Source organism: Asticcacaulis sp. DW145, assembly GCF_037101385.1.
Lineage (GTDB): Bacteria > Pseudomonadota > Alphaproteobacteria > Caulobacterales > Caulobacteraceae > Asticcacaulis > Asticcacaulis currens.
Window position 1 is genome coordinate 348,184 of the sequence record NZ_AP029024.1, and the last position, 21,243, is coordinate 369,426.

At 61.8% G+C, this 21,243-nt stretch carries 19 protein-coding genes; 11 read left to right on the top strand and 8 right to left on the bottom strand.

The features are described from left to right. The first annotated feature begins 8 nt into the window (after window positions 1-8). Complete coding sequence (locus AACH73_RS01580) at window positions 9-1,097, top strand: LacI family DNA-binding transcriptional regulator (RefSeq protein WP_338735218.1); 1,089 nt, start codon at window positions 9-11, stop codon at window positions 1,095-1,097. Between the two features lie 147 nt (window positions 1,098-1,244). Beyond that, entirely contained in the window at window positions 1,245-2,657 is a 1,413-nt protein-coding gene (gene uxaC, locus AACH73_RS01585) for a glucuronate isomerase (protein ID WP_338735219.1), read from the top strand. 129 nt (window positions 2,658-2,786) lie between these two features. Here the strand turns inward: uxaC and acnB are convergent, their stop codons facing one another. Then, entirely contained in the window at window positions 2,787-5,375 is a 2,589-nt protein-coding gene (gene acnB, locus AACH73_RS01590) for a bifunctional aconitate hydratase 2/2-methylisocitrate dehydratase (RefSeq protein ID WP_338735220.1), read from the bottom strand. Between the two features lie 180 nt (window positions 5,376-5,555). Further along, window positions 5,556-6,122 carry a DUF2239 family protein gene (locus AACH73_RS01595; protein ID WP_338735222.1) on the bottom strand — a complete coding sequence of 189 codons (567 nt, stop codon included), beginning with the start codon at window positions 6,120-6,122 and terminating at the stop codon, window positions 5,556-5,558. Between the two features lie 70 nt (window positions 6,123-6,192). On the opposite strand from AACH73_RS01595, the gene AACH73_RS01600 reads away from it, so the two are divergent. Continuing rightward, entirely contained in the window at window positions 6,193-6,531 is a 339-nt protein-coding gene (locus AACH73_RS01600) for a GIY-YIG nuclease family protein (RefSeq protein WP_338735223.1), read from the top strand. A 75-nt stretch (window positions 6,532-6,606) separates the two neighbouring features. On the opposite strand, the gene acnA is transcribed toward AACH73_RS01600, so the two are convergent. Beyond that, complete coding sequence (gene acnA, locus AACH73_RS01605) at window positions 6,607-9,285, bottom strand: aconitate hydratase AcnA (protein WP_338735224.1); 2,679 nt, start codon at window positions 9,283-9,285, stop codon at window positions 6,607-6,609. A gap of 220 nt (window positions 9,286-9,505) precedes the next feature. Between acnA and ccmA the strand changes: the two genes are divergently transcribed. The 5 genes from ccmA (at window position 9,506) to AACH73_RS01630 (ending at window position 12,443) form a co-directional block, all read left to right on the top strand. Further along, complete coding sequence (gene ccmA, locus AACH73_RS01610; RefSeq protein WP_272739983.1) at window positions 9,506-10,135, top strand: heme ABC exporter ATP-binding protein CcmA; 630 nt, start codon at window positions 9,506-9,508, stop codon at window positions 10,133-10,135. A gap of 147 nt (window positions 10,136-10,282) precedes the next feature. Further along, window positions 10,283-10,954: a heme exporter protein CcmB gene (gene ccmB, locus AACH73_RS01615; protein ID WP_272739984.1), complete on the top strand. Its 672-nt coding sequence runs from the start codon at window positions 10,283-10,285 to the stop codon at window positions 10,952-10,954. Between the two features lie 42 nt (window positions 10,955-10,996). Then, window positions 10,997-11,731 carry a heme ABC transporter permease gene (locus tag AACH73_RS01620; protein WP_338735225.1) on the top strand — a complete coding sequence of 245 codons (735 nt, stop codon included), beginning with the start codon at window positions 10,997-10,999 and terminating at the stop codon, window positions 11,729-11,731. Then, complete coding sequence (ccmD, locus tag AACH73_RS01625) at window positions 11,731-11,907, top strand: heme exporter protein CcmD (RefSeq protein ID WP_272739986.1); 177 nt, start codon at window positions 11,731-11,733, stop codon at window positions 11,905-11,907. The genes AACH73_RS01620 and ccmD overlap by 1 nt, the downstream gene beginning before the upstream one ends. Continuing rightward, entirely contained in the window at window positions 11,904-12,443 is a 540-nt protein-coding gene (locus tag AACH73_RS01630; RefSeq protein WP_272739987.1) for a DsbE family thiol:disulfide interchange protein, read from the top strand. The genes ccmD and AACH73_RS01630 overlap by 4 nt, the downstream gene beginning before the upstream one ends. Before the next feature lie 98 nt (window positions 12,444-12,541). On the opposite strand, the gene AACH73_RS01635 is transcribed toward AACH73_RS01630, so the two are convergent. Next, window positions 12,542-13,396, bottom strand: coding sequence for a prephenate dehydratase (locus tag AACH73_RS01635; RefSeq protein WP_272739988.1), 855 nt, complete (start codon window positions 13,394-13,396; stop codon window positions 12,542-12,544). A gap of 421 nt (window positions 13,397-13,817) precedes the next feature. Here AACH73_RS01635 and AACH73_RS01640 point away from each other — a divergent pair, with 421 nt between their 5' ends. Continuing rightward, the gene (locus AACH73_RS01640; RefSeq protein ID WP_338735226.1) at window positions 13,818-14,528 is read left to right on the top strand and encodes a cytochrome c family protein; all 711 of its coding nucleotides are present in this window, start codon (window positions 13,818-13,820) and stop codon (window positions 14,526-14,528) included. A 60-nt stretch (window positions 14,529-14,588) separates the two neighbouring features. On the opposite strand, the gene AACH73_RS01645 is transcribed toward AACH73_RS01640, so the two are convergent. Together AACH73_RS01645 and AACH73_RS01650 are read right to left on the bottom strand one after the other, a co-directional pair. Further along, the gene (locus tag AACH73_RS01645) at window positions 14,589-15,443 is read right to left on the bottom strand and encodes an SH3 domain-containing protein (protein WP_338735227.1); all 855 of its coding nucleotides are present in this window, start codon (window positions 15,441-15,443) and stop codon (window positions 14,589-14,591) included. A 142-nt stretch (window positions 15,444-15,585) separates the two neighbouring features. Next, entirely contained in the window at window positions 15,586-16,998 is a 1,413-nt protein-coding gene (locus AACH73_RS01650) for a leucyl aminopeptidase family protein (protein WP_338735228.1), read from the bottom strand. A gap of 119 nt (window positions 16,999-17,117) precedes the next feature. On the opposite strand from AACH73_RS01650, the gene AACH73_RS01655 reads away from it, so the two are divergent. Together AACH73_RS01655 and AACH73_RS01660 are read left to right on the top strand one after the other, a co-directional pair. Next, window positions 17,118-17,951 carry a tetratricopeptide repeat protein gene (locus AACH73_RS01655; protein WP_272739992.1) on the top strand — a complete coding sequence of 278 codons (834 nt, stop codon included), beginning with the start codon at window positions 17,118-17,120 and terminating at the stop codon, window positions 17,949-17,951. Window positions 17,952-18,183: 232 nt separating this feature from the next. Next, window positions 18,184-19,236, top strand: coding sequence for a ribonucleotide-diphosphate reductase subunit beta (locus tag AACH73_RS01660; RefSeq protein WP_272739993.1), 1,053 nt, complete (start codon window positions 18,184-18,186; stop codon window positions 19,234-19,236). Between the two features lie 104 nt (window positions 19,237-19,340). Here AACH73_RS01660 and ppk2 read toward each other — a convergent pair whose 3' ends face one another. Further along, window positions 19,341-20,099: a polyphosphate kinase 2 gene (gene ppk2 / locus AACH73_RS01665; protein WP_338735229.1), complete on the bottom strand. Its 759-nt coding sequence runs from the start codon at window positions 20,097-20,099 to the stop codon at window positions 19,341-19,343. A 136-nt stretch (window positions 20,100-20,235) separates the two neighbouring features. After that, on the bottom strand, window positions 20,236-20,808 hold the full coding sequence (locus AACH73_RS01670) for a PAS domain-containing protein (RefSeq protein ID WP_272739995.1): 573 nt from the start codon (window positions 20,806-20,808) through the stop codon (window positions 20,236-20,238). Window positions 20,809-21,243 lie beyond the last annotated feature (435 nt).

The following is a 21,243-nucleotide window of genomic DNA, read 5'->3' on the forward strand; positions in this document are numbered from 1 at the left end:
ACTCACACATGACCCCCACCGCTCTTTCAGAAGGCGCCCCAGATCCCGTCGAAGACTTCCTGAAGCGCCGCAAGAAGGCGACGATCAATGACGTGGCCTCTCTGGCGCGGGTGTCGAAGAAGACGGTGTCGCGGGTGATCAACCATTCGCCGTCGGTGCGCGCCGAAACCCGCGATCAGGTCAATGCCATCATCGCCCGCATCGGCTTCAAACCGGACCCGCAGGCGCGCGGCCTGGCCTTTCGCCGTTCCTTCCTGCTGGGCCTTGTCTATGACAACCCCAATGCCCAGTACGTTATCAATATTCAGAACGGCGTCTTGGACTGCATCCGCGGCTCGGGTACCGAGCTGGTGGTTCACCCGTGCGACAAGACCAGCCCGGACTTTATTGACGAAATCCGCGACTTTGTGGAATTGCAGCGCCTGTCCGGCGTGATCGTCCTGCCGCCTATCGCCGAAAACCGTCAACTGCTGTCTGCGCTTGATGATCTTGACGTGCCCTATGTGCGCATTACCGCCATGCCGGGCGAAGAAAACACGCCGCCCATCGCCTCGACACAGGTGGTATCAAGAGACCGCATGGGCTGTCGCGCGGCGGCCGAGCATCTGGCCGATATGGGGCATAGCCGCATCGGCTTTATCTCAGGCCCGGCGGGTTACGCCTCGGCGCGCCAACGTCGTCAGGGCTTCGATGAAGGGCTGAGCGGGCGTGGTCTGACGCTTGATCCCGCCCTGATCGTGCAGGGGGAATATACCTTCGAGTCGGGCTATCTGGCGGGCAAGGCGCTGTTGTCGCAGTCACCGCGCCCGACCGCCATCTTCAGCTCAAACGACGAAATGGCGGTGGGGGTCTATAAGGCGGCCGCCGAGCAGGGGCTCAGCATCCCCGATGACCTCAGCGTGGTGGGCTATGACGACGCGCCGATCGCCGCCCGCGTCACGCCCGGCCTGACCAGTGTGCGCGCGCCTATCCGCGACATGGGACGGGCCGCCGCCGACGCCCTGATCGCCGAAAACCGCAAGGACAGCACTATTTTTGACACGACGCTGATCGTGCGGCAATCGACCGGCCCGGCAGTACCGGCGTTCAAGCCGTAAAACGGCTTTCTGCGAACGAGTCTAAATTAGACATTGATAAAAGCCATGACACCGGTTACCTGTTGAGCGGGAGATCATGAACCCGAAGGCCGTCATCACACTCATCCAGAACGGTCCACGGTTTCGCTTTGTTTCGGTATCTATCACATGTCCAAGCCTTTGATTTTGAACGAAGACCGTCTGTTTTCGGCAGACCCGGCACAGCGCGCGCTGGCCCGCGAGCTGTATGCGCTGATCAAGGATTACCCCATCCTGTCGCCGCACGGTCATACGGACCCGCAATGGTTCGCCGATAATGCCAATTTCGGCAGCGCGACTGAGCTGTTCCTGGCGCCGGACCACTACATCTACCGCATGCTCTATTCGCAGGGCTATGACCTGAACGATCTGGGCGTGGGCTCAAAAGCTGGGCCTTCGACCGCCGATCCGCGCAAGGCGTGGAAAATCTTTGCCGCCAATCAGCACCTGTTCCGCGGCACGCCGACCGCCATGTGGATGAACCACGTGTTCGGTCACATCATGGGCTTTGACAAGCGCCTTGATGAAACGACGGCGGATGCGTATTTCGACCGCATCGGTGAGCTTTTGGCGTCAGACGCCTATAAGCCGCGCGCCCTGTTTGAACGCTTCAATATCGAGCTTCTGGCCACCACCGAGTCCCCCACCGACACGCTGGAGCACCATCAGAAAATTCGCGCGTCGGGCTGGAAAGGCCGCGTCGTCACCGCCTATCGCCCCGATCCGGTCATTGATGCCGAACACGAGGACTTCCGCGACAAGCTGAAAGTGTTTGCCGAGCTTTCCGGCGAAGACGTCTATAGCTGGAAGGGTTATCTGGCCGCGCACCGCAAACGCCGTGACTTTTTTATGGAGATGGGCGCGACCTCAACCGACCACGGCCACCCGACGGCGAAAACCGCCAATCTGTCGGGGGCAGAGTCAGAGGCCCTGTTCAACCGCATCATCGTCGGGGAATTTACCCCTGCCGATGCCGAGCTGTTCCGCGCCCAGATGCTGACCGAAATGGCGCGCATGAGCCTCGATGACGGGCTGACCATGCAGATTCACCCCGGCTCGTTCCGCAACCACAATCAGACGATCTTTGAAACCTTCGGGCGTGACAAGGGCTGCGACATCCCGCTGGCCACCGATTACGTCAATGATCTTAAGCCGCTGCTGGACGCTTTCGGCAACGAAAAGACCCTGACGGTCATCCTTTTCACGCTGGATGAGACCTCCTATTCGCGCGAACTGGCCCCGCTGGCCGGGCACTATCCGATCCTGAAACTCGGCCCGTCGTGGTGGTTCCACGATTCGCCCGAAGGTATGACGCGCTTCCGCGAACAGGTCACCGAAACCGCCGGCTTCTACAATACGGTCGGCTTCAACGACGATACGCGCGCCTTCCTTTCGATCCCGGCGCGTCACGACGTCGCCCGTCGCATCGACGCCAACTTCCTGGCGCGTCTGGTGGTCGAACACCGCCTCGAAGTGGAAGACGCCGCCGAGACGATCAAGGACCTGACCTATAACCTGCCCAAGGCGGCCTATAAGCTGTAGGTTTTTGGGGAAGCAAGACGAAGGGGTCACAGACCCCTTCACCCCATAAAAGAATAGCCCCGCTGTTTCCAGCGAGGCTCCCTGTATCGGGGTGCAGGGGTCTGCGACCCCTGCGAGACTTAACCCGGACTATTCAGCCGCAACCGTAGACGCCACATCGGCATATTCTTCGATCTGGTCGAAGTTCATATAGCGATAGACTTCCGCGCCCTTGGCATTGATGACGCCCATGTCGGAGAGGTATTCCTCAACGGTGGGCAGGCGGCCCAGCTTCGAGGCGATGGCCGACAGTTCGGCCGAGGCGAGGAAGACATTGGTGTTCTTGCCCAGACGGTTGGGGAAGTTGCGGGTCGAGGTCGAAACCACGGTGGCCCCTTCGCGCACCTGAGCCTGATTGCCCATGCACAGCGAACAGCCCGGCATTTCCATACGCGCCCCGGCGGTGCCCAGCACGTTGTAATGGCCTTCCTTGGTTAGTTCGGCGGCGTCCATCTTGGTCGGCGGGGCGACCCACAGGCGCGTCGGGATATCCTTCTTGCCGTTGAGCAGCAGGGAGGCGGCGCGGAAGTGGCCGATATTGGTCATGCACGAGCCGATGAAGACTTCGTCGATGGCGGTGTTCTGCACGTCGGACAGCAGGCGCGCATCGTCCGGATCGTTCGGGGCGCACAGGATCGGCTCTTTGATGTCATTGAGGTCGATGTCGATGATCGCCGCGTATTCGGCATCGGCATCGGCTTCCATCAGTACCGGGTTGGCCAGCCAGTCTTCCATTGCCTTGATGCGGCGTTGCAGCGTGCGCGCGTCCTGATAGCCGTCGGCGATCATGTTCTTCATCAGCACGATGTTCGAGGTCATGTATTCGATGATCGGCTCTTTGTTGAGCTTCACGGTGCAGCCTGCCGCCGACCGTTCCGCCGAGGCGTCGGTCAGTTCAAACGCCTGTTCGACCTTCAGGTCCGGCAGGCCCTCGATTTCGAGGATGCGTCCGGAGAAGGCGTTGACCTTGCCGGCCTTGGCGACGGTCAGCAGGCCCTGCTTGATGGCGTAGTAGGGGATGGCGTGGACGAGGTCACGCAGGGTGATGCCCGGCTGAAGCTGGCCCTTGAAGCGGACAAGGATGGATTCCGGCATGTCGAGCGGCATGACGCCCGTTGCCGCACCGAAGGCCACGAGGCCCGAACCGGCGGGGAAGGAAATCCCGATGGGGAAGCGCGTGTGCGAATCGCCGCCGGTGCCGACCGTGTCCGGCAGCAGCAGGCGGTTCAGCCACGAGTGGATGACCCCGTCGCCCGGACGCAGGGCCACGCCGCCGCGGTTGGAGATAAAGGCCGGCAGTTCGCGGTGCGTCTTGACATCAACCGGCTTCGGATAGGCCGCCGTGTGGCAGAAGGACTGCATGACCAGATCGGCGGAGAAGCCGAGGCAGGCCAAGTCTTTCAGCTCGTCACGGGTCATCGGGCCCGTGGTGTCCTGAGAGCCGACCGTGGTCATCTTCGGCTCGCAATAGGTGCCCGGACGGATGCCCTGACCTTCGGCCAGACCGCAGGCCTTGCCGACCATCTTTTGCGCCAGCGTAAAGCCCTTGCCCGAATCGACCGGGGCAACCGGCAGGCGGAAGGCGGTCGAAGCCGGCAGGCCCAGAAACTCACGCGCCTTGGCGGTCAGCGAGCGACCGATGATCAGGTTGATGCGGCCCCCGGCCTGCACTTCGTCCAGAATAACGTGCGACTTGAGCTGGAAGTCGGCGATCTTTTGACCGGCCTTTTCGACCTTGCCTTCATAGGGGTAGATGTCGATGACATCGCCCATATCCATCTGCGACACATCGACTTCGATGGGCAGGGCGCCGGAATCTTCCTGCGTGTTGAAGAAGATGGGGGCGATCTTGCCACCGAGGGTCACGCCGCCAAAGCGCTTGTTCGGCACGTAAGGGATGTCTTCGCCGGTCGCCCAGATGACCGAGTTGGTCGCCGATTTACGCGACGACCCGGTGCCGACCACGTCCCCGACATAGGCGACGAGGTTGCCCTTGGCTTTCAGGTCTTCGATGAACTGGATCGGGCCGCGCTTGCCGTCCTCTTCCGGCGTGATGCCGGGGCGGGCGTTCTTCAGCATGGCCAGATAGTGCAGCGGGATGTCCGGGCGCGACCAGGCGTCCGGCGCGGGCGACAGGTCGTCCGTATTGGTTTCGCCCGTGACCTTGAACACGGTGACGGTGATCTTTTCGGCGACCTTGGGGCGCGAGGTGAACCATTCGGCTTCGGCCCACGACTGGATCACGTCCTTGGCGTTGGCGTTACCGGCCTTGGCCAGTTCCGCGACGTCGTGGAAGAAGTCGAACATCAAAAGCGTCTTTTTCAGCGCTTCGGCGGCGATCTTACCAACCACAGCGTCGCTCAGAAGGTCGATCAGCGGCTTGACGTTATAACCGCCAACCATGGTGCCCAGAAGCTCGGTCGCCTTTTCGCGGCTAATCAGTGCAACCGGGAAATCGCCATGCGCCACCGCCGACAGGAAGGAGGCCTTGACCTTGGCAGCATCATCGACGCCCGGTGGCACGCGATAGGTGATCAGGTCGAGGAGGCATTCCGCTTCGCCGGCGGGCGGGTTCTTGATCAGTTCGATCACTTCGGCGGTTTGCTGCGCGGTCAGCGGCAGGGGCGGAATGCCAAGCGCGGCGCGCTCGGCCACATGGGCACGATAGGCTTCAAGCATCGGTACACCTTTGGAAAGGGTCTGGGGACGGACTTATGGAGTCCTTGGTTTGGCGCATATCGCAGGCGCGAAGCCTTGCATAGGCCGCAGGGGTAAAATGGGCGTGAAACGGCGCAGAAATTTGCATGGGTGAAGTTTGTTTTTCACTCCTGAATAGCGCTTTTGGCCATGATGCGTGGCTCAGGCGCTGGGCGGGTCAGTATCGAGACAGGCGAGAACCTCCTGCCCAATATCGGCAGGCCAGACGGCAAGGCGCTGACGAAGTGCGGCGTGATCTCCGGTAAACAGGGCGCGCGACGCCTCTTCAAAGCCCTCACGATCGCCTGCCAGAGTGACCATGACGCGATAGGCGGCATTGAGGCGCGCCCTGGGGTCCGGCCCCCCTTTGCGCGCCGCGTCGATCAGCTTGCGCAAGGTCACTGACGCGCCGCCCGGCTGCTGCGCCAGCCACTCCCAATGGCGCGGCAGAAGCGTGACTTCGCGCGATACGACCCCCAGCTTTGGCCGTCCGCGTTTGACGGTTTCAGGCGCGATTTCAGGAGCGGGGGCGTAGCGCGCCTGAACGGTCGCCGCGTCGCCGCGCAGGTCGAGATCGACCACCTGACCCGTGGCGCGATCAAGGACGATAACGGGGGCGTCGGGCTGCGCCGCAAGGGCCTTATGGGCGGCCAGTGCGGCTTCAGCGGGCGGACCAACGGTCAGGCGGCGGGCGGCCTGAAACACGGCATAGAGGGGTTCGGACGTCATCAGGTTCTCAGAATTTATTTTACCCGGATAAAAATATGCGCTATCAGCCCCAATGTCAAAGGAGAAGATCATGGACAGCCATGAAAAGAAGGCGGCGATCGCGGCCTACAAGGAACGCAAGGCGGTGAGCGGGGTCTATGCGGTGACCTGCAACGCCACGGGCGAGACGTGGGTGGGGGCCAGCCGCAATCTGGAGGCGCAGCAGAACGGCCTGTGGTTTGCGTTGCGACTGGGCAGCCATCGCCACGCCAGCCTGCAAGCTGCCTGGAACGCGCATGGTGAGACAGAGTTTCGCTATGAGGCGCTGGATCGCGTGCCGGAGGACTATTCCGACATGGCGCGCAAGGACGATCTGAAACGCCGCAAAGACCTGTGGCAGCAGCGGTTACAAGCTGAGGGGTTGCTATAAAAAAGAGCCCCGCCGAGTGACGACGGGGCTCATGAATCGGGGGCGGGGGGTAGCCCTTTGCCTGCTTTATCAGACCTAGCCGCGGGCCAGATTGCGCAGCACGTAAGGCATGACGCCGCCGTTTTTGAAATATTCAAGCTCGGTCGGGGTGTCGATGCGGCAGCGCACGGGGAAGCGGGCCACCTTGCCGTCCGAGGCGCGGAACAGCTCAACGATCAGTTCCTGGCGCGGCTGTACGTTTTCGAGGCCGCGGATGGTGACGATTTCTTCGCCGGTCAGGCCCAGCTTCTGCCAGCCGTCGATCTTGAACTGCAAGGGCAGGACGCCCATGCCGACCAGGTTGGAGCGGTGGATGCGCTCGAACGACTCGGCGATGACGGCGCGCACGCCCTGAAGCTTGGTGCCCTTGGCCGCCCAGTCGCGCGACGAACCCGTACCATATTCCTTACCCGCGAAGATGACCATGCTGCGGCCTTCGGCCTTGTAGCGCATGGCGGCATCGTAGATGGCCATGACGTCACCCGACGGGAAGTGTTTGGTGACCCCGCCTTCGATGTCCGGCGTGATCTTGTTGCGGATGCGGATATTGGCGAAGGTGCCGCGCATCATGACTTCGTGGTGGCCGCGACGCGCGCCGTAGGAGTTGAACTCCGACACCGGCACGTCGTGGTTGGTCAGCCACTGACCGGCGGGCGAGGTCTTCTTGATCGAACCAGCCGGCGAAATGTGGTCGGTGGTGATCGAGTCGCCGAAGATGCCGAGCACGCGCGCTTCGACAACGTCGGTGACCTTTTCCGGCGTCATGCTCATGCCCTCGAAATAGGGCGGGTTGGCGACGTAGGTCGAGGTGGCATCCCACTGATAGGTCTGACCGCCCGACACGGAGATGGCCTGCCAGTGTTCATCGCCCTTGAAGACGTCGGCATAGCGGGCGCTGAACTTGTCGTGGGTGACGTTGGCGCGCTGAATCTCGGCGATCTCGGCATTGGTAGGCCAGATGTCCTTGAGATAGACCGGCTCGCCGTTGCTGCCGGTGCCGAGCGGATCGGTCGTCAGATTGACGTTGAGCGATCCGGCCAGCGCGTAAGCTACAACCAGCGGCGGCGAGGCCAGATAGTTGGCGCGCACGTCGGGGTTCACACGGCCTTCGAAGTTGCGGTTGCCCGACAGGACCGAGCAGGCGACGAGATCGGCTTCGTTGACGGCCGCCGAAATGGCTTCGGGAAGCGGGCCGGAATTGCCGATGCAGGTGGTGCAGCCATAGCCGGTCAGGTTGAAGCCCAGGGCATCGAGATCGGCGGTCAGGCCCGCGGCATTGAGGTAATCCGTGACGACCTGAGAACCGGGGGCCAGCGAAGTCTTGACCCACGGTTTGACGCTGAGGCCCAGCGCCTTGGCCTTGCGCGCCACCAGACCGGCGGCGATCAGCACCGACGGGTTGGAGGTGTTGGTGCACGAGGTGATGGCGGCAATGACCACATCGCCGTGCTTGACGCTGTAGTCGGTGCCGGCGACGGCGGCGGAGCGGGTTTCGTCGCCCGCCTTGTTGAATTCACCGCTCAATGCCTTGGCAAATTCCGATGCCGCGTCGGTCAGCAGCACGCGGTCCTGCGGACGCTTGGGACCGGCCAGAGACGGCAGCACGCCACCAAGGTCAAGCTCCAGCATATCGGTAAAGACCGGATCGTTTTCCGGATCGAGCCACAGGCCTTGTTGTTTGGCATAGGCTTCGACCAGGGCGACGCGGGCGGGCTCACGGTTGGTGGCCTTCAGATAGTCGATGGTCGCCTGCGACACCGGGAAGAAGCCGCAGGTGGCGCCATATTCCGGAGCCATATTGGCAATGGTCGCCTGGTCTTCGAGCGACAGGGTGGTCAGGCCCTCGCCGAAATATTCGACGAACTTACCCACGACGCCCTTTTTGCGCAGCATCTGGGTGATGGTCAGGACGAGGTCGGTGGCAGTGGCCCCTTCCGGCAGCTTGCCGGTCAGCTTGAAGCCGATAACTTCGGGGATCAGCATGGGGATGGGCTGGCCCAGCATGGCGGCTTCGGCCTCGATGCCGCCGACGCCCCAACCGAGCACACTCAGGCCGTTGACCATGGTGGTGTGTGAATCGGTGCCGACCACCGTGTCCGGATAGGCGACGTCGCCGCCTGCGGCGACGCTGGTCCACACAGTCTGGGCCAGGTATTCCAGATTGACCTGATGGCAGATGCCGGTGCCCGGCGGCACTACGCGAAAATTGTTAAAGGCCGACGAGCCCCAGCGCAGGAAGTTATAGCGCTCCATATTGCGCTCATATTCGCGGTCCACATTCTTTTTGGCCGCATCCGCCGTGCCGAAATAATCGACCATGACCGAATGGTCGATGACTAGGTCCACCGGGTTGAGCGGATTGATCTTGGCCGGATCGGCCCCCAGCTTGACCATGGCGTCGCGCATGGCCGCCAGATCCACGACGGCGGGAACGCCGGTGAAGTCCTGCATCAGGACGCGCGCCGGGCGGAAGGCGATTTCGTGTTCGACCGAGCCCTTGTTGTCGATCCAGTTGGCCAGCGCCTGGATGTCGGCCTTGGTCACCGACACGCCGTCTTCGTTTCGCAGCAGGTTTTCCAGCAACACCTTCAGCGAAGCCGGCAGCCGAGAGATGTTGGGCAGGCCGTTGGCTTCGGCGGCCTTCAGGTCAAAATAGGTGTAGGTGTGCTCGCCGACGGTGAGTTCGGCCTTAGAAATAAAGCTGTCGAGGGACATGGTCGCTTTTCCTTCCGACCGCGTAAGGGTGGGAACATCGCGGCCCCCAATGGGCCTGAAACCGGCGTCGCGCGTTCCGCCCTGACGGACGCACAGGGTCCTGTCCGGGGTCGCACGGTTACCGGCCGATGGCGCGGTCAATTGCCTTCTAAACCGCTTCCGGCTACTCGTCTATGAAGAAGCCCCAGCCGTGGGGAATTTGTTCGGAAGTTTTCGCCTGATGGCCCTCTCTCTTGTGGTGGACGCGCTGAGCCTGAAAAAAGGCTACCGCCATCTGATCAATGACTTGTCGTTTTTTGTCGCTCCGGGTGAGTGCGTCGCCCTCACCGGGGCCAATGGGGTGGGCAAGACGACGCTGCTGCGCACACTGGCCGGATTTATCCGCCCCGACGGCGGCCGCGCGCGCTATGTGGACGGCGTTGATCCGGAAGAGTCAGTGGCGGCGCAGGCGCATTATCTCGGTCACGCCGAAGCCCTGTCGCCCGGGCGTCTGGCCGGGGCGGAACTGGACTTTCAGCGCGCCTTTCTGGGGGGCACGGCGGCGGGACAGGCCGAGGCGATCCGGCGGCTGAACCTGTCGCCTCTGCTGGAGCTGGAAACACGGATGCTGTCGGCGGGGCAGAAGCGGCGACTGTCCTGCGCGCGGCTGATCATGGCCAGGCGGCCCGTCTGGCTGCTGGATGAGCCCATGTCGCCGCTCGACACCGAACACCGGGCGAAGCTGGCCGAACTGATGCAGTCGCATCTGAGCGAGGGGGGGCTGATTGTCTGCGCCGTGCATGATCCGCTGCCGTTTGAGGTGCGGGAACTGCGCCTGATGGCACCGGCGATGGAGACGGTCTATGGGTGAGTATGTTATCTCTCCTCCCTTGCAAGCCTTTGGGCGCAGCGGGGGAGGTGGCACAGCTTGTCTGCGCCGGAGGGGGCATTCGATCGGTGACGCCCTCTCCATCCCTTCGGGGTCTCCCTCCCCCGCTACGCAGGGGAGGAAAAACAGATGACGCCCTCTTCTTCCCTTGCCCTGTTGAGGCGCGATCTGGGTCTGTCTCTGGCGCGCGGCGGTGGGCCGGTGCTGGCCGCCGGATTCTTTCTGACCCTGATGGCCATGGTGCCGCTCAGCCTCGGCCCGGAGGCGCAAACCTTGTCGAAGATCGCGCCCGGCCTGACCTGGCTGTGTCTGGCGCTGGCCTCGCTTCTGTCGCTGGAACGGCTGTTTGAGCGCGATTACGAAGACGGGGTGTTCGACCTGTTGCGCACCGGGCCGCTGGCGCTCGAATGGGTGGCCTTTCTCAAATGTCTGGCGCAATGGCTCGGCACAGGTCTGATCCTGTCACTGATGACGCCGGTGGTGATGATCCTGCTGGGTGCGCCCGTGGGCGTGGCCGGTTGGGCGCTGGTGGCGGCCCTGATCGGTTCGTTCAGCTTTGCCCTGATCGGTGGGGCAGGGGCGTCTCTGACTCTGGGGTCGCGTAAAGGCGGTGTGCTGATCGCCCTGCTGGTCCTGCCCTTCTATGTGCCGCCGGTTATTTTCGGCGCGGGCCTGATGCAGGCCTTCGTGACCGGCGCACCCGTGTCCCAGGCGCTCAGCCTACTCTGCGCCTACGGCCTGTTTGCGCTGGCGCTGGGCCCCATCGCCATGGGCGCGGCGCTACGCAGTGCGTTAAATTGACAGACTTGTCGCTCTGCGTGAAACCGCCTATGTGAGACACTCATGATCATCAGCTGGCTGGCCAATCCGGAACGTTTCTCGAAGGTGTTTGCGCCCGTGCGCCCGTGGGTGGCGGGGCTTAGCCTCGTCCTGTTTGTGTGGGGGCTTTATCTCTGCTTCGTCTCGCCCGAAGACTATCAGCAGGGCGACACGGTGCGCATCATGTATATCCACGTCCCGGCGGCGTGGATGGCGCTGTTTACCTATCTTGTGATGGGCGTAGCGAGCTTCTTCGGTCTGATCTTCCGTCACGCTCTGGCCGATGCCGCCGCCAAGGCCGCTGCCCCCATCGGTGCGGTGTTTACCGCACTGGCCCTGATCACCGGCTCCTTGTGGGGCAAGCCCATGTGGGGCACCTGGTGGGAATGGGACGGGCGCATGACCTCGGTTCTGGTGCTGCTCCTCTTCTATATCGGCTATATCGCCTTGCACGCCTCGATCGAGGATGAACAGCGGGCGGCCAGATCGACGGCCATTCTGGCCCTGATCGGCCTGATCAACCTGCCCATCATCAAGTTTTCAGTCGATTGGTGGAACACCCTGCATCAGGGGGCCTCGGTCTTCCGGCCGGGCGGCCCCACCGTCGCCCCGGCTATGCTGTGGCCGCTGCTGATGATGGCGCTGGCCTATAAGGCGCTGTTCGTGTGGTTGTGGCTGATCCGCATCGACACGGAAATCCTGAGCCGAAAATATTACGGCCTGCGGGCGCGTCTCGGCTTCCGTGAAGGAGGGGCCTGATGGATCTGAATATGGGCAAATATGCCTTTTTCGTCTGGGGCAGCTACGGCGTGACGGCGCTGGCCCTGCTCAGCCTGACCGTGTTGAGCGTGCGCGCGCATCGTGAACGCGCGAGGAAGCTCAGAGCGTTGCAGGAGACTCTGGCTGCCGAAAAGGCCCAGAAGGTGGACGCATGAAGCGCCTTCTGCTGGCCGCGCCTCTGGTCCTGCTGGTGGGGCTTCTCGCCGTGCTCGGCTGGTACAATTTCCATAAAAAGACCGACTACGCCCCGGCGGAACTGGTCGGCAAGCCGCTGCCGGCGCGCCAACTAACCGATCTTTACGACGGGTCTCTGGTCTCTTTGCCGGCGATCGCGCGCGCGTCGGGCAAGCCGGTACTGGTCAATGTCTTCGCCTCATGGTGTACGCCGTGTCTGGCCGAGCATCCCTATCTGATGGATCTGAAGGCCAAGGGCGTCATCATTATTGGCATCGATCATAAGGACACGCCGATCAACGGGCTGAGCTTTATCGAAAAGCACGGCAACCCCTACGCGCGCATACTGTCCGACGAAGACGGGCAGATGGGGCTTGATCTGGGGATTTCAGGCGTGCCGGAGACCTTTATTGTCGGCGCGAACGGCGTGGTTATTGACAAGATTACCGGCCCCATCGTGCCGGAAACCGTGCCTGCGGTGCATAAGTCTGTCAGCGAAGGGACCAAGCTGCCTTAAACTATACCTCCCCGGCTATGCCGGAGAGGGGGACCGCATGAGACTGCCCCAAGGCAGGCGAGATGTATCTTACCATCACCGGCGCGGTATAGGCAGGCTCACACCCCCTGCGAGGCGCGGAAGGGGTCCATGGCATACACGCCCAGCAGCTCCACCTCTTCGGCGAAGAAGGCCAGTTCCTCAAAGGCCAGTTTCAGCAGACGGTCGCCGGGACGGCCTTCGACCTCGGCATAGAAGAAGGTCGAGGCAAAGATGCCGTCGCGGATATAGCTTTCCAGCCGGATCATATTGATCCCGTTGGTGGCAAAGCCACCCAACGCCTTATACAGCGCCGCCGGGATGTTGCGCACACCAAACACAAAGCTGGTCAGGACGCGCTCGGCCTCTGCGGGGTCAGACACTTCGGCCTGCGCGCTGAGGACCAGAAAGCGCGTGGTGTTATTGTGCGCGTCTTCCAGATTGCGGCGCAGGATTTTCAGGCCATAAAGTTCCGCTGCGATTTCCGGTGCGATGGCGGCACGCTCGCGCTCCTGCGTCTCGCTGAGGCGGCGGGCCGCGCCGGCGGTATCGTGATAGATTTCTGGGCGGATACCCAAAGCGTTCAAAGAGTTGCGGCACTGCATCAGGGCCATGGTGTGCGAAAAGGCCACCTTTATATCCGACAGTTCGGCGTCGGGCGTGCCCATCAGGGTCATTTCGATGGGCAGGAAGCGCTCGCCGATGATCTTCAGACCCGAATGCGGCAGGAGGTGGTGCACGTCGGCCACCCGCCCGGCGAGCGCGTTTTCGACCGGGATCATGCCCAGAGTGCACTCGCCCGCCGCCACCGCTGCAAAGGCCGCCTCAAAGGTCGGGAAGGCGGTCGGCGTATAATCGGGGAACCAGCGGCGGCAGGCTTGATGGCTGAAGGCGCCGGGTTCGCCCTGATAGGCGATCTTTCGGGAAGCGGTCATGGCAGAGAGACCCTGAGCAACAGAAAGCGCTGTCTGTGCCTGTCTTTCCGCCGTTTTTCAAGGGTTCCGGCGTAAAGCCTCATGTCAAAAAGCGAAAGGCAGTTTTTGAAATACAGACGGCGAAACAAGAAATTAGAGCGAAATATCCCTTCACCTTGAAGTCATTTCCATCTAGCGCTGGAAATAGGGCGCGATTTGGCTTAGAGGCAAACGGGTGCGCAGGCGGCTTTGGTCGCTCTGCGACGATTTGACACAGAAGCCCTGAGGACGCTTTGCCGCGCGAAAGGCGGCTTGCCTAATGAGGCCTTTTCGTGTCAGAGAACAGGTATAAAGGGCTGCTACCCGGCATTGACCCCACTGGGTCCTCCGGTCAAATAGGCGGCTGAACGCTGGGATATAGAGTCGGGACGTCAGAGGCGGCATGAGCGGTAATCTTCAGTTTAACAAGATCATGGCAGCGGGCCTTACGGCCGCGCTGGTTATCGTTGTCGCGCGCGTCGGGGTCGATGCGCTTTACCACACCGAGCCGCCGGCAAAGCCTGGCTACGCCGTCGAAGTGGCCGAAGCGCCGGCCGGTGGCGGGGCTGCTGCAGTTGAAGTCGATCCGGACTGGGGCACAGTGCTGCCGACCGCCGATGTGGCCGCCGGTGAAAAGGTCTTCGGCAAGTGCGTATCGTGCCACAATGTCGAGCCGGCCAATGCCAATATGACGGGGCCGGGCCTGTGGGGCGTCGTGGGCCGTGCGACGGCCTCGCATCCGGGCTTTGCCTATTCTGATGGCATGAAGGCGCACGCCGCCGAAGCGCCGACCTGGACCTACGATCAGCTTTATCACTTCCTCGCCAACCCGGCGAAGTGGGTCAAGGGTACCAAGATGGGCTTTGCCGGTATCAAGAAGCCGGAAGAACGCATTGCCCTGATCGCCTATCTGCATTCCAAGGGTTCGACCCTGGCGATCCCCGCCCCCGATCCGTCGCGTCAGCCGGGCGCGGCCCCGGCCGCCGGTACCGCTCCGACTCAGCCCGCGCCCAAAGAAGGCGCGGTGGCGACGCCGCCAAGCGGTTCGACTGCCGGGGGGCCGTTGCCCACAGGGCCGGCTTCGGCCTCTGCGGCAGCCGCCCCGGCGAAGTAATCTGAACATAGAAAAACCCGCCGGAGACGGCGGGTTTTTTTGCATCAGACTTTTGATTTCTTACAGACGGCGGAAGGCGATCGGCCGTCCGACGCCCGCCGCTTCGATACGATCAACCGCTTCACGCAGCGGCTCGATGACCGTCTTCATATGGTGGCCGTTGGCGTGGATGATGTGGTCTTCGTCGCGCATAATGGCGACGTGGCCCTTCCAGAACACCAGGTCGCCGCGATAGAGCCCTTTCAGGTCGCTTCCGATCTCCAGTGCCTCGCCCATTTGCGACTGCATATCCGAATCGCGCGGGCAGGCCTGACCGATCGCGTACAGCGCCTGCTGCACCAGACCGGAGCAGTCGAGGCCTTCGCTTTCACGGCCACCCCACTGATAGGGCGCATTGAGATAGGTTTCGGCGACGCTGACATAGTCGTGGCCGAAGTCCGTAAAGTCGGAGAGGTGGGCGCGGTAGATCCAGCCCAGATCATTGACCTGAGCGTAATTGCCGTCTTCGCCGATCACGCTCACCAGCGCGTTGCGGCTAAGCGCGCAGACGATAGGTGATTTGAGGTTCGGCTCGGCAAACACATAGCTGCGCAGGGTCGAAACGTAATGGGTGGGGACGTACCAGTCGCGCGACAGATCGGCTTCGCGCACATAGCCGCAATAGCCGTCACGCAGGGCCTGACCCCACACATAGTCGCGGGAACGTTCGATGACGCGGAAGCGCTCACCGAACAGAATTTGATCCAGTTGCTCGGCGCTGTCGCTGGGAGCGGCGCGGATGGCGCTGACGGGTGCGGCGCAGGCTAGAGTTTCGCCAACGACAAAGGTTTCGGCGCGCATCAGCCCCTGAAGGCGCTGATCGGCCTTGCCGTCCTTGAACGGCGTCATGCGCGGGTCGAAATCGTCGTGGGCCATTCTGCTGCCTCTAACTCACCATCATGCCTCTTCACCTGCTTAACCTTCGTAAAAAAGTCTTAACAGAGAAAGGCTTAGAGCAACACCATAGCGCAAAGATGCGAATGTGGAGTTAATGGCACGTGCGTCAGGGCGGAGATTATCAAAGCCCCCTGATCAGGCGGAAGACAGCGCGCAGGGTCTGGGCCTCGGCCCCGACGGGGAAGCCCGGACGCCCGCGCGGGTTCCAGGCATAGAGGTCGAAGTGCACCCACGCTCCGGCCATAGGCGCGAATTTTTGCAGAAAAAGGGCGGCTGTGACCGAACCGGCCTGCGCCCAGCCCTGCGGATCATTGCGCAGATCGGCGATGTCTGAGTCCAGCGAGTCGCGATACCCGGCCCAAAGCGGCATCCGCCACAGCGGGTCGTGTTCGGCAATGGCTGCTACCTCCAGCCGACGCGCTATCTCTTCGTCATCGGTGTAAAAGGGGATGACTTCAGGCCCCAGCGCTACGCGTGCGGCTCCGGTCAGGGTGGCGAAATCAAGCGTCAGATCGGGCGACAGTTCCGCCGCCCGCGTCAGGGCGTCGGCCAGAATCAACCGCCCTTCGGCATCGGTATTTCCGACCTCAATCGACAGCCCCGCGCGCGAAGCAATAATGTCGCCCGGCCGGAAGGCGTCGCCGGAGATGGCGTTTTCGACGGCGCTGATCAAAACATGCAACCGCACGCGTAGATTGGCCCCCATGATCAGGCGGGCCAGACCAAGCACGTGAGCCGCCCCGCCCATATCCTTTTTCATCAGGGCCATGCCGGCTCCGCCCTTGATGTTCAGACCGCCGGTGTCAAATACCACGCCCTTGCCCACCAGCACGATGACCGGCTTGCGGACATCGGAAATATCCTCGACCTGCGGGGTCCAGTCGATTTCGATAAAGCGCGGGGCGCGGGCCTCGACCGCCGCTCGGCCCACAGCGTGCACCGCCGGGAAGTTTTCGCGCAGTAATGCATCACCGGTAATGACGCTGATCTGCGCGTTGAACTCTAAGGCCAGCGACCTCGCCGCCGCTTCAATCTCCGCGGGGCCCATATCATTGGCGGGCGTGTTGACCAGATCGCGCACCAGATCGTGTGCTGAAACCTCCAGCGCTATGGCGTCGCGCGCCTCAGCGTCGAGGTCGCCGGCATCCAGCCGCACCTCGTCGCGTAAGGCCTTGGCCGCCTTGTAGCGGTCAAAGACGTAAGCACCCAGTTGAAACGCCACATGGATGGACTTGCGATCCAGCCCCGCATCGGCCTTCAGCCGCCACACGCCGGACGGCAACTGTCCGGGCAAAGCGCGGAAGCACAGGGGATTATAGGTCTTGCGCACACCCAGACCGAACCACGCCGCCAGACCGCCCGTTACCGGCAGCACGACCAGCGCGCCCGCCTTGCCCGTAAAGCCGCGCGCTCGAAGGAAGGCTGCCTGCGTGACCTCAAGCGCCGCCAGCGCCGCCTCAACCTCGTCCTCAAACAGGCCAAAAATAACGTTTTGAGACTTGGCGGCGGGCGGGTTGGGCAGGGGTTTGGGCATCGCGATAATCTCGTCAGTACAGATTAGGTTTAACCATATATTTAGGGGTCTGAATCAAAGCTTAAAGTCTTATTTGTTTATGCGAGGCCAGAACGCCTCCGGCCGTCTCAGGGTGTGCCATGACACGTCTCGCCGTTCTGTTGCTTGCCGGCGGTTTGCTGGCCTTTCCCGCGCTCGCTGGCGAAGACACCAAGCCGGCGGACAAGCCGGGCCTGAAATCGGTGAAGGTGGTGGACACACCGGCAGCGCCAAAACCGGTCAGGGCCAGCAAGGCCGACCGCGAAGCCGCCATGCGTATGGACCCGCTGGGGCGGGCCGCCTTCTTCAACCGGGAATTTGCCAACGACCCGACCGACGTCGAGGCTGGACTGGCCCTGTCGGATGCCCAGCGCGCGCTGGGCAACCCCAAGGAAGCCGCCGATACGGCGCACCGCGTCCTGCTGTTCGCGCCGCAAAACTACGACGCCCTGCTGGCCGCGGCGCGTGGCCACATTGCTAACAACGACGCCTTCTACGCTATCGACCCGCTGCAAACCGCCACAACGCTCAAACCCAATGACTGGCGCGCCTGGTCGCTGCTGGGGGTAGCCTATGATCAGACCAAGCGCGGCGAAGAGGCCCTGACCATGTGGGACAAGGCGCTTAGCCTGTCGCCGGACAATCCGGCCGTCCTCACCAATCAGGCCATGTACAAGGCGGGCAACGGTGATCTGGCGCAGGCAGAAACGATCCTGCGCCGCGCCGTCACCCTGCCCGGTGCCTCCGTTCAGGTGCGTCAGAACCTGGCGCTGGTGCTGGGCATGCAGGGCAAGCTGGCCGAGGCGGAAAAACTGCTGCGGCAGGACCTGCCGCCGGATGTGGCGGATAAAAACCTCGCCTGGCTTCAGGCCTCGCTGAAACCCGCCGGTTCCGCCCCCCCGGCCCGCGACTGGAACAGCCTTAAAGGCGGATGATCTGTCAAACCGCGGCGCCCGTAAGAGGGATTGCGGGTTAAAATCCCAGAATGGGACTCCTGCGTCCCCTCTCGCCTGTGTTATGGTACACGCGCGTTGGGCGACTCACCCGCGCGGCCAATTATCCCCAGACGCGACATTGTGCCCACACAAGATGTAGATATTCATCTGGTGTTAACTACAAAGTGTGGTGATATGGCCCTCAGTTCAGTGTCGATTCGGAAGTCATGCCATGAGCCTCATCATCCCCGGTGCCCAGCCCAAGGCGGGCCTGCTTACCCCCTCTATTGCCTATAAGCCCTTTCGCTATCCGTGGGCCTTCGACTTCTGGCAAAAGCAGCAGCAGGTGCACTGGCTTCCCGAAGAAGTGCCGCTGGGTGAGGACGTCAAGGACTGGGCCTCGAAGCTCAACGACAATGAGCGCAACCTGCTGACCCAGATCTTTCGCTTCTTCACGCAGTCGGACATCGAGGTTCAGGACAACTACATGGAAAAATACGGTCGGGTGTTCAAGCCGACCGAAATCAAGATGATGCTGTCGGCCTTCGCCAATATGGAGACTGTGCACATCGCCGCCTACGCCCTGCTGCTTGAAACCATTGGCATGCCCGAAGCCGAATTTGGCGCGTTCATGGAATACGAGGCCATGCGCGACAAGCACAACTTCATGCAGAAGTTTGGCGTCGATACGGATGCCGATATCTGCCGCACGCTCGCCATGTTCGGCGGCTTTACCGAAGGCCTGCAACTGTTTGCCTCCTTCGCCATGCTGATGAACTTCCCGCGCTTCAATAAGATGAAGGGGATGGGGCAGATCGTCTCGTGGTCGGTGCGCGACGAAAGCCTGCACTGCGAAGGCATCATCAAGCTCTACCATGCCTTTAACAAGGAAACCGGCGCGGTGACCAAATCCGTGGCCGACGACATCGTCGATTGCTGCAAGACCGTGGTCGGCCTCGAAGACAAGTTCATCGATCTGTCGTTCGAAATGGGCCCGGTTGAGGGTATGACGCCGGACGATATCAAGCAGTATATCCGCTACATTGCCGACTGGCGTCTGCGCCAGCTGGAACTGCCCGAAGTGTTCGGCGTGCAGGAAAACCCGCTGCCGTGGCTCCAGGTTCTGCTGTCAGGCGTCGAGCACGCCAACTTCTTCGAAGCCCGCGCCACCGAATACTCCAAGGCCGCGACCAAGGGCTCGTGGACCGGCGGCGAAGGCGTTTGGGACGCCTTTGATACCCTGCTCAAAAAGCGCTCGGAAGCCACCCGCGGTGTGAATGTGTAAGGGATAAAGATTTGGGGCCACAGGCCCCAAACCCCATATGTTTAAAGCGCTCCATGGGTTTTCAATGGAGCGTTTTTTTATTGGTGGTGGGGGGACCCACTCGTCTATTTAAACAACTCTCGTTCCCCTGCGATGACCTTGTCATAGCCAAACACGATGTCGGCGTCGGGAGCGGGCACGTCGAGGGAGTAGGCGGGACAGCCGAGGCTGTGAAGAATGTGGCGGATCGTGTTAAGGCGGGCATCCTTCTTCTTATCGGTTTTGACGCAGGTCCAGGGACCGCCCGCATGGTGTGAACGGCGCAGCATCTCGTCACGCGCAGCGGAATAGGCGTCCCACTTTTCCTGAGCCACCGCATCGAGTGGTGACACCTTCAGGCGTTTCAGCGGGTCGGCGCGACGGTCGTCCAACCGGGCCTTCTGTTCTTTCTTCGAGATATCCAGCCACAGCTTGATCAGTATGATACCGGCGTCATCGAGCATGGTTTCGAACGGCGTCACATCGCGCAGGAATATCTCCTGCTCCTGTGGCGTGGAAAAGCCCATTACCTTTTCGACCCCCGCGCGATTGTACCAGGAGCGATTGAAGATCACCCACTCCCCCGCGGCCGGCAGGTGTTCGGCATAGCGCTGAAACCACCATTGGCTCTTTTCGCGGTCAGAAGGCTTAGGCAGGGCGATGATACGCGTCTGACGTACCGACAGATGCTCAGTAATGCGCTTGATGGCGCCGTCTTTACCGGCGCTGTCGCGGCCTTCAAAGACGATGCAGATCTTCTTGCCTTCGGCCTGGGCCCAGATCTGGGCATCGACCAGAGCCACCTGTAAGCGGGCTAGCTCGGCTTCGTATTCGTCGTCGGTCATGCGCGCCTCTGCGTAAAGCACAAAGCGTCGCCTGAGACGACTAAAAATTCAATAGACGAAAAGACGCGCTTCAGCGGAATGCTTCCAAACGAAATCATCCCACTCTGAAACTAAGTTTGTCGCTATCGCTCCGGGCTCAGGCTACGCGGCGGTCATTGAGCACGATCAGGCGCGTATGGGCGCTGAGCACCTCGGTCTGCGAGTCCTCGATTTGGGCCGCGTGAAGGCTTAGCGGGCCCGCCAGCGGGGCCTTGATATCGAGCGGGTGGGTTTCGGCGAAGTGGGTTGGCCAGCCGCCGTGCAGGCCATAGATACCCGCGAAGCGATCCACTAGACCGTCGCTTCCACGCAGCGGGACCAGTATAAGTTCGGCGGTAAGGTCGCTCATGTCGAGTGGCACGCCAACTTTCAGACGCAGGGCCCCCTCACGCTGGCGCGCCAGGGTCAGGGCGGCCACGGTCAGGGCCTTGTGCGATTCGCCGAACAGATGGCTAATAGGGAGGCCCTTCAGGTGTGTACCGTGTAATCGTTCGACGCGCTCACCGACCAGACGAAAACGAAACCCGTCGCGCGCCGTGAGCAGGAAGACTGAAGGCAGGAGCGAGGTCAGTTGCACCGGATCGAAGGCCTTGCGCAGCGGCGTTTGACCGGCCTTGCGACGCAGCGCCTGCCAGTAGGAAAGAAACATCCCTGTGTCATTGTGAGCCATCGGGGCCTCCTTTGCGGCTTTCGCAGCAAAAAGTCGGCCTTTGGACGCCTTTGGCCCGGCAATAGGCACCTTTTTTGGAAAAAAGCCGATGACACGCCGCCTTAAGGGGGAAAGAGGTTCCCAGAGATGGGGCTACGCTTAATATTAGGGCAAGGTGGTTGTGCTAGGACACCAGGAACCTATTGTATCTCGTATCGTTTTTAGATTTGAAGGTCGCCCGGCTCCGGGTATTAGACTGAAGCGACCTTCGATTTTGCGATACCAGGGACTTTGGTGATCCGTGGCCTGACCCAGACGGTACGGAATTTGCTTTAGGTCTGACAGAACGGGTTTTCCTTGTGCCAGAGTGGCGCAATACCGGAAATCCTTGCGGACCACAGATCATCGAGCGGCAGCCCTGAACGGGCAGCCTGCCCCAGATATTCAGGAGCGTGA

What these genes read in the sequence shown, in the direction of transcription:
- AACH73_RS01580 (WP_338735218.1), top strand. Translation starts at nt 9, where the DNA reads ATGACCCCCACCGCTCTTTCAGAAGGCGCCCCAGATCCCGTCGAAGAC.
- uxaC (WP_338735219.1), top strand. Translation starts at nt 1,245, where the DNA reads ATGTCCAAGCCTTTGATTTTGAACGAAGACCGTCTGTTTTCGGCAGAC.
- acnB (WP_338735220.1), bottom strand. Translation starts at nt 5,375, where the DNA reads ATGCTTGAAGCCTATCGTGCCCATGTGGCCGAGCGCGCCGCGCTTGGC.
- AACH73_RS01595 (WP_338735222.1), bottom strand. Translation starts at nt 6,122, where the DNA reads ATGACGTCCGAACCCCTCTATGCCGTGTTTCAGGCCGCCCGCCGCCTG.
- AACH73_RS01600 (WP_338735223.1), top strand. Translation starts at nt 6,193, where the DNA reads ATGGACAGCCATGAAAAGAAGGCGGCGATCGCGGCCTACAAGGAACGC.
- acnA (WP_338735224.1), bottom strand. Translation starts at nt 9,285, where the DNA reads ATGTCCCTCGACAGCTTTATTTCTAAGGCCGAACTCACCGTCGGCGAG.
- ccmA (WP_272739983.1), top strand. Translation starts at nt 9,506, where the DNA reads ATGGCCCTCTCTCTTGTGGTGGACGCGCTGAGCCTGAAAAAAGGCTAC.
- ccmB (WP_272739984.1), top strand. Translation starts at nt 10,283, where the DNA reads ATGACGCCCTCTTCTTCCCTTGCCCTGTTGAGGCGCGATCTGGGTCTG.
- AACH73_RS01620 (WP_338735225.1), top strand. Translation starts at nt 10,997, where the DNA reads ATGATCATCAGCTGGCTGGCCAATCCGGAACGTTTCTCGAAGGTGTTT.
- ccmD (WP_272739986.1), top strand. Translation starts at nt 11,731, where the DNA reads ATGGATCTGAATATGGGCAAATATGCCTTTTTCGTCTGGGGCAGCTAC.
- AACH73_RS01630 (WP_272739987.1), top strand. Translation starts at nt 11,904, where the DNA reads ATGAAGCGCCTTCTGCTGGCCGCGCCTCTGGTCCTGCTGGTGGGGCTT.
- AACH73_RS01635 (WP_272739988.1), bottom strand. Translation starts at nt 13,396, where the DNA reads ATGACCGCTTCCCGAAAGATCGCCTATCAGGGCGAACCCGGCGCCTTC.
- AACH73_RS01640 (WP_338735226.1), top strand. Translation starts at nt 13,818, where the DNA reads ATGAGCGGTAATCTTCAGTTTAACAAGATCATGGCAGCGGGCCTTACG.
- AACH73_RS01645 (WP_338735227.1), bottom strand. Translation starts at nt 15,443, where the DNA reads ATGGCCCACGACGATTTCGACCCGCGCATGACGCCGTTCAAGGACGGC.
- AACH73_RS01650 (WP_338735228.1), bottom strand. Translation starts at nt 16,998, where the DNA reads ATGCCCAAACCCCTGCCCAACCCGCCCGCCGCCAAGTCTCAAAACGTT.
- AACH73_RS01655 (WP_272739992.1), top strand. Translation starts at nt 17,118, where the DNA reads ATGACACGTCTCGCCGTTCTGTTGCTTGCCGGCGGTTTGCTGGCCTTT.
- AACH73_RS01660 (WP_272739993.1), top strand. Translation starts at nt 18,184, where the DNA reads ATGAGCCTCATCATCCCCGGTGCCCAGCCCAAGGCGGGCCTGCTTACC.
- ppk2 (WP_338735229.1), bottom strand. Translation starts at nt 20,099, where the DNA reads ATGACCGACGACGAATACGAAGCCGAGCTAGCCCGCTTACAGGTGGCT.
- AACH73_RS01670 (WP_272739995.1), bottom strand. Translation starts at nt 20,808, where the DNA reads ATGGCTCACAATGACACAGGGATGTTTCTTTCCTACTGGCAGGCGCTG.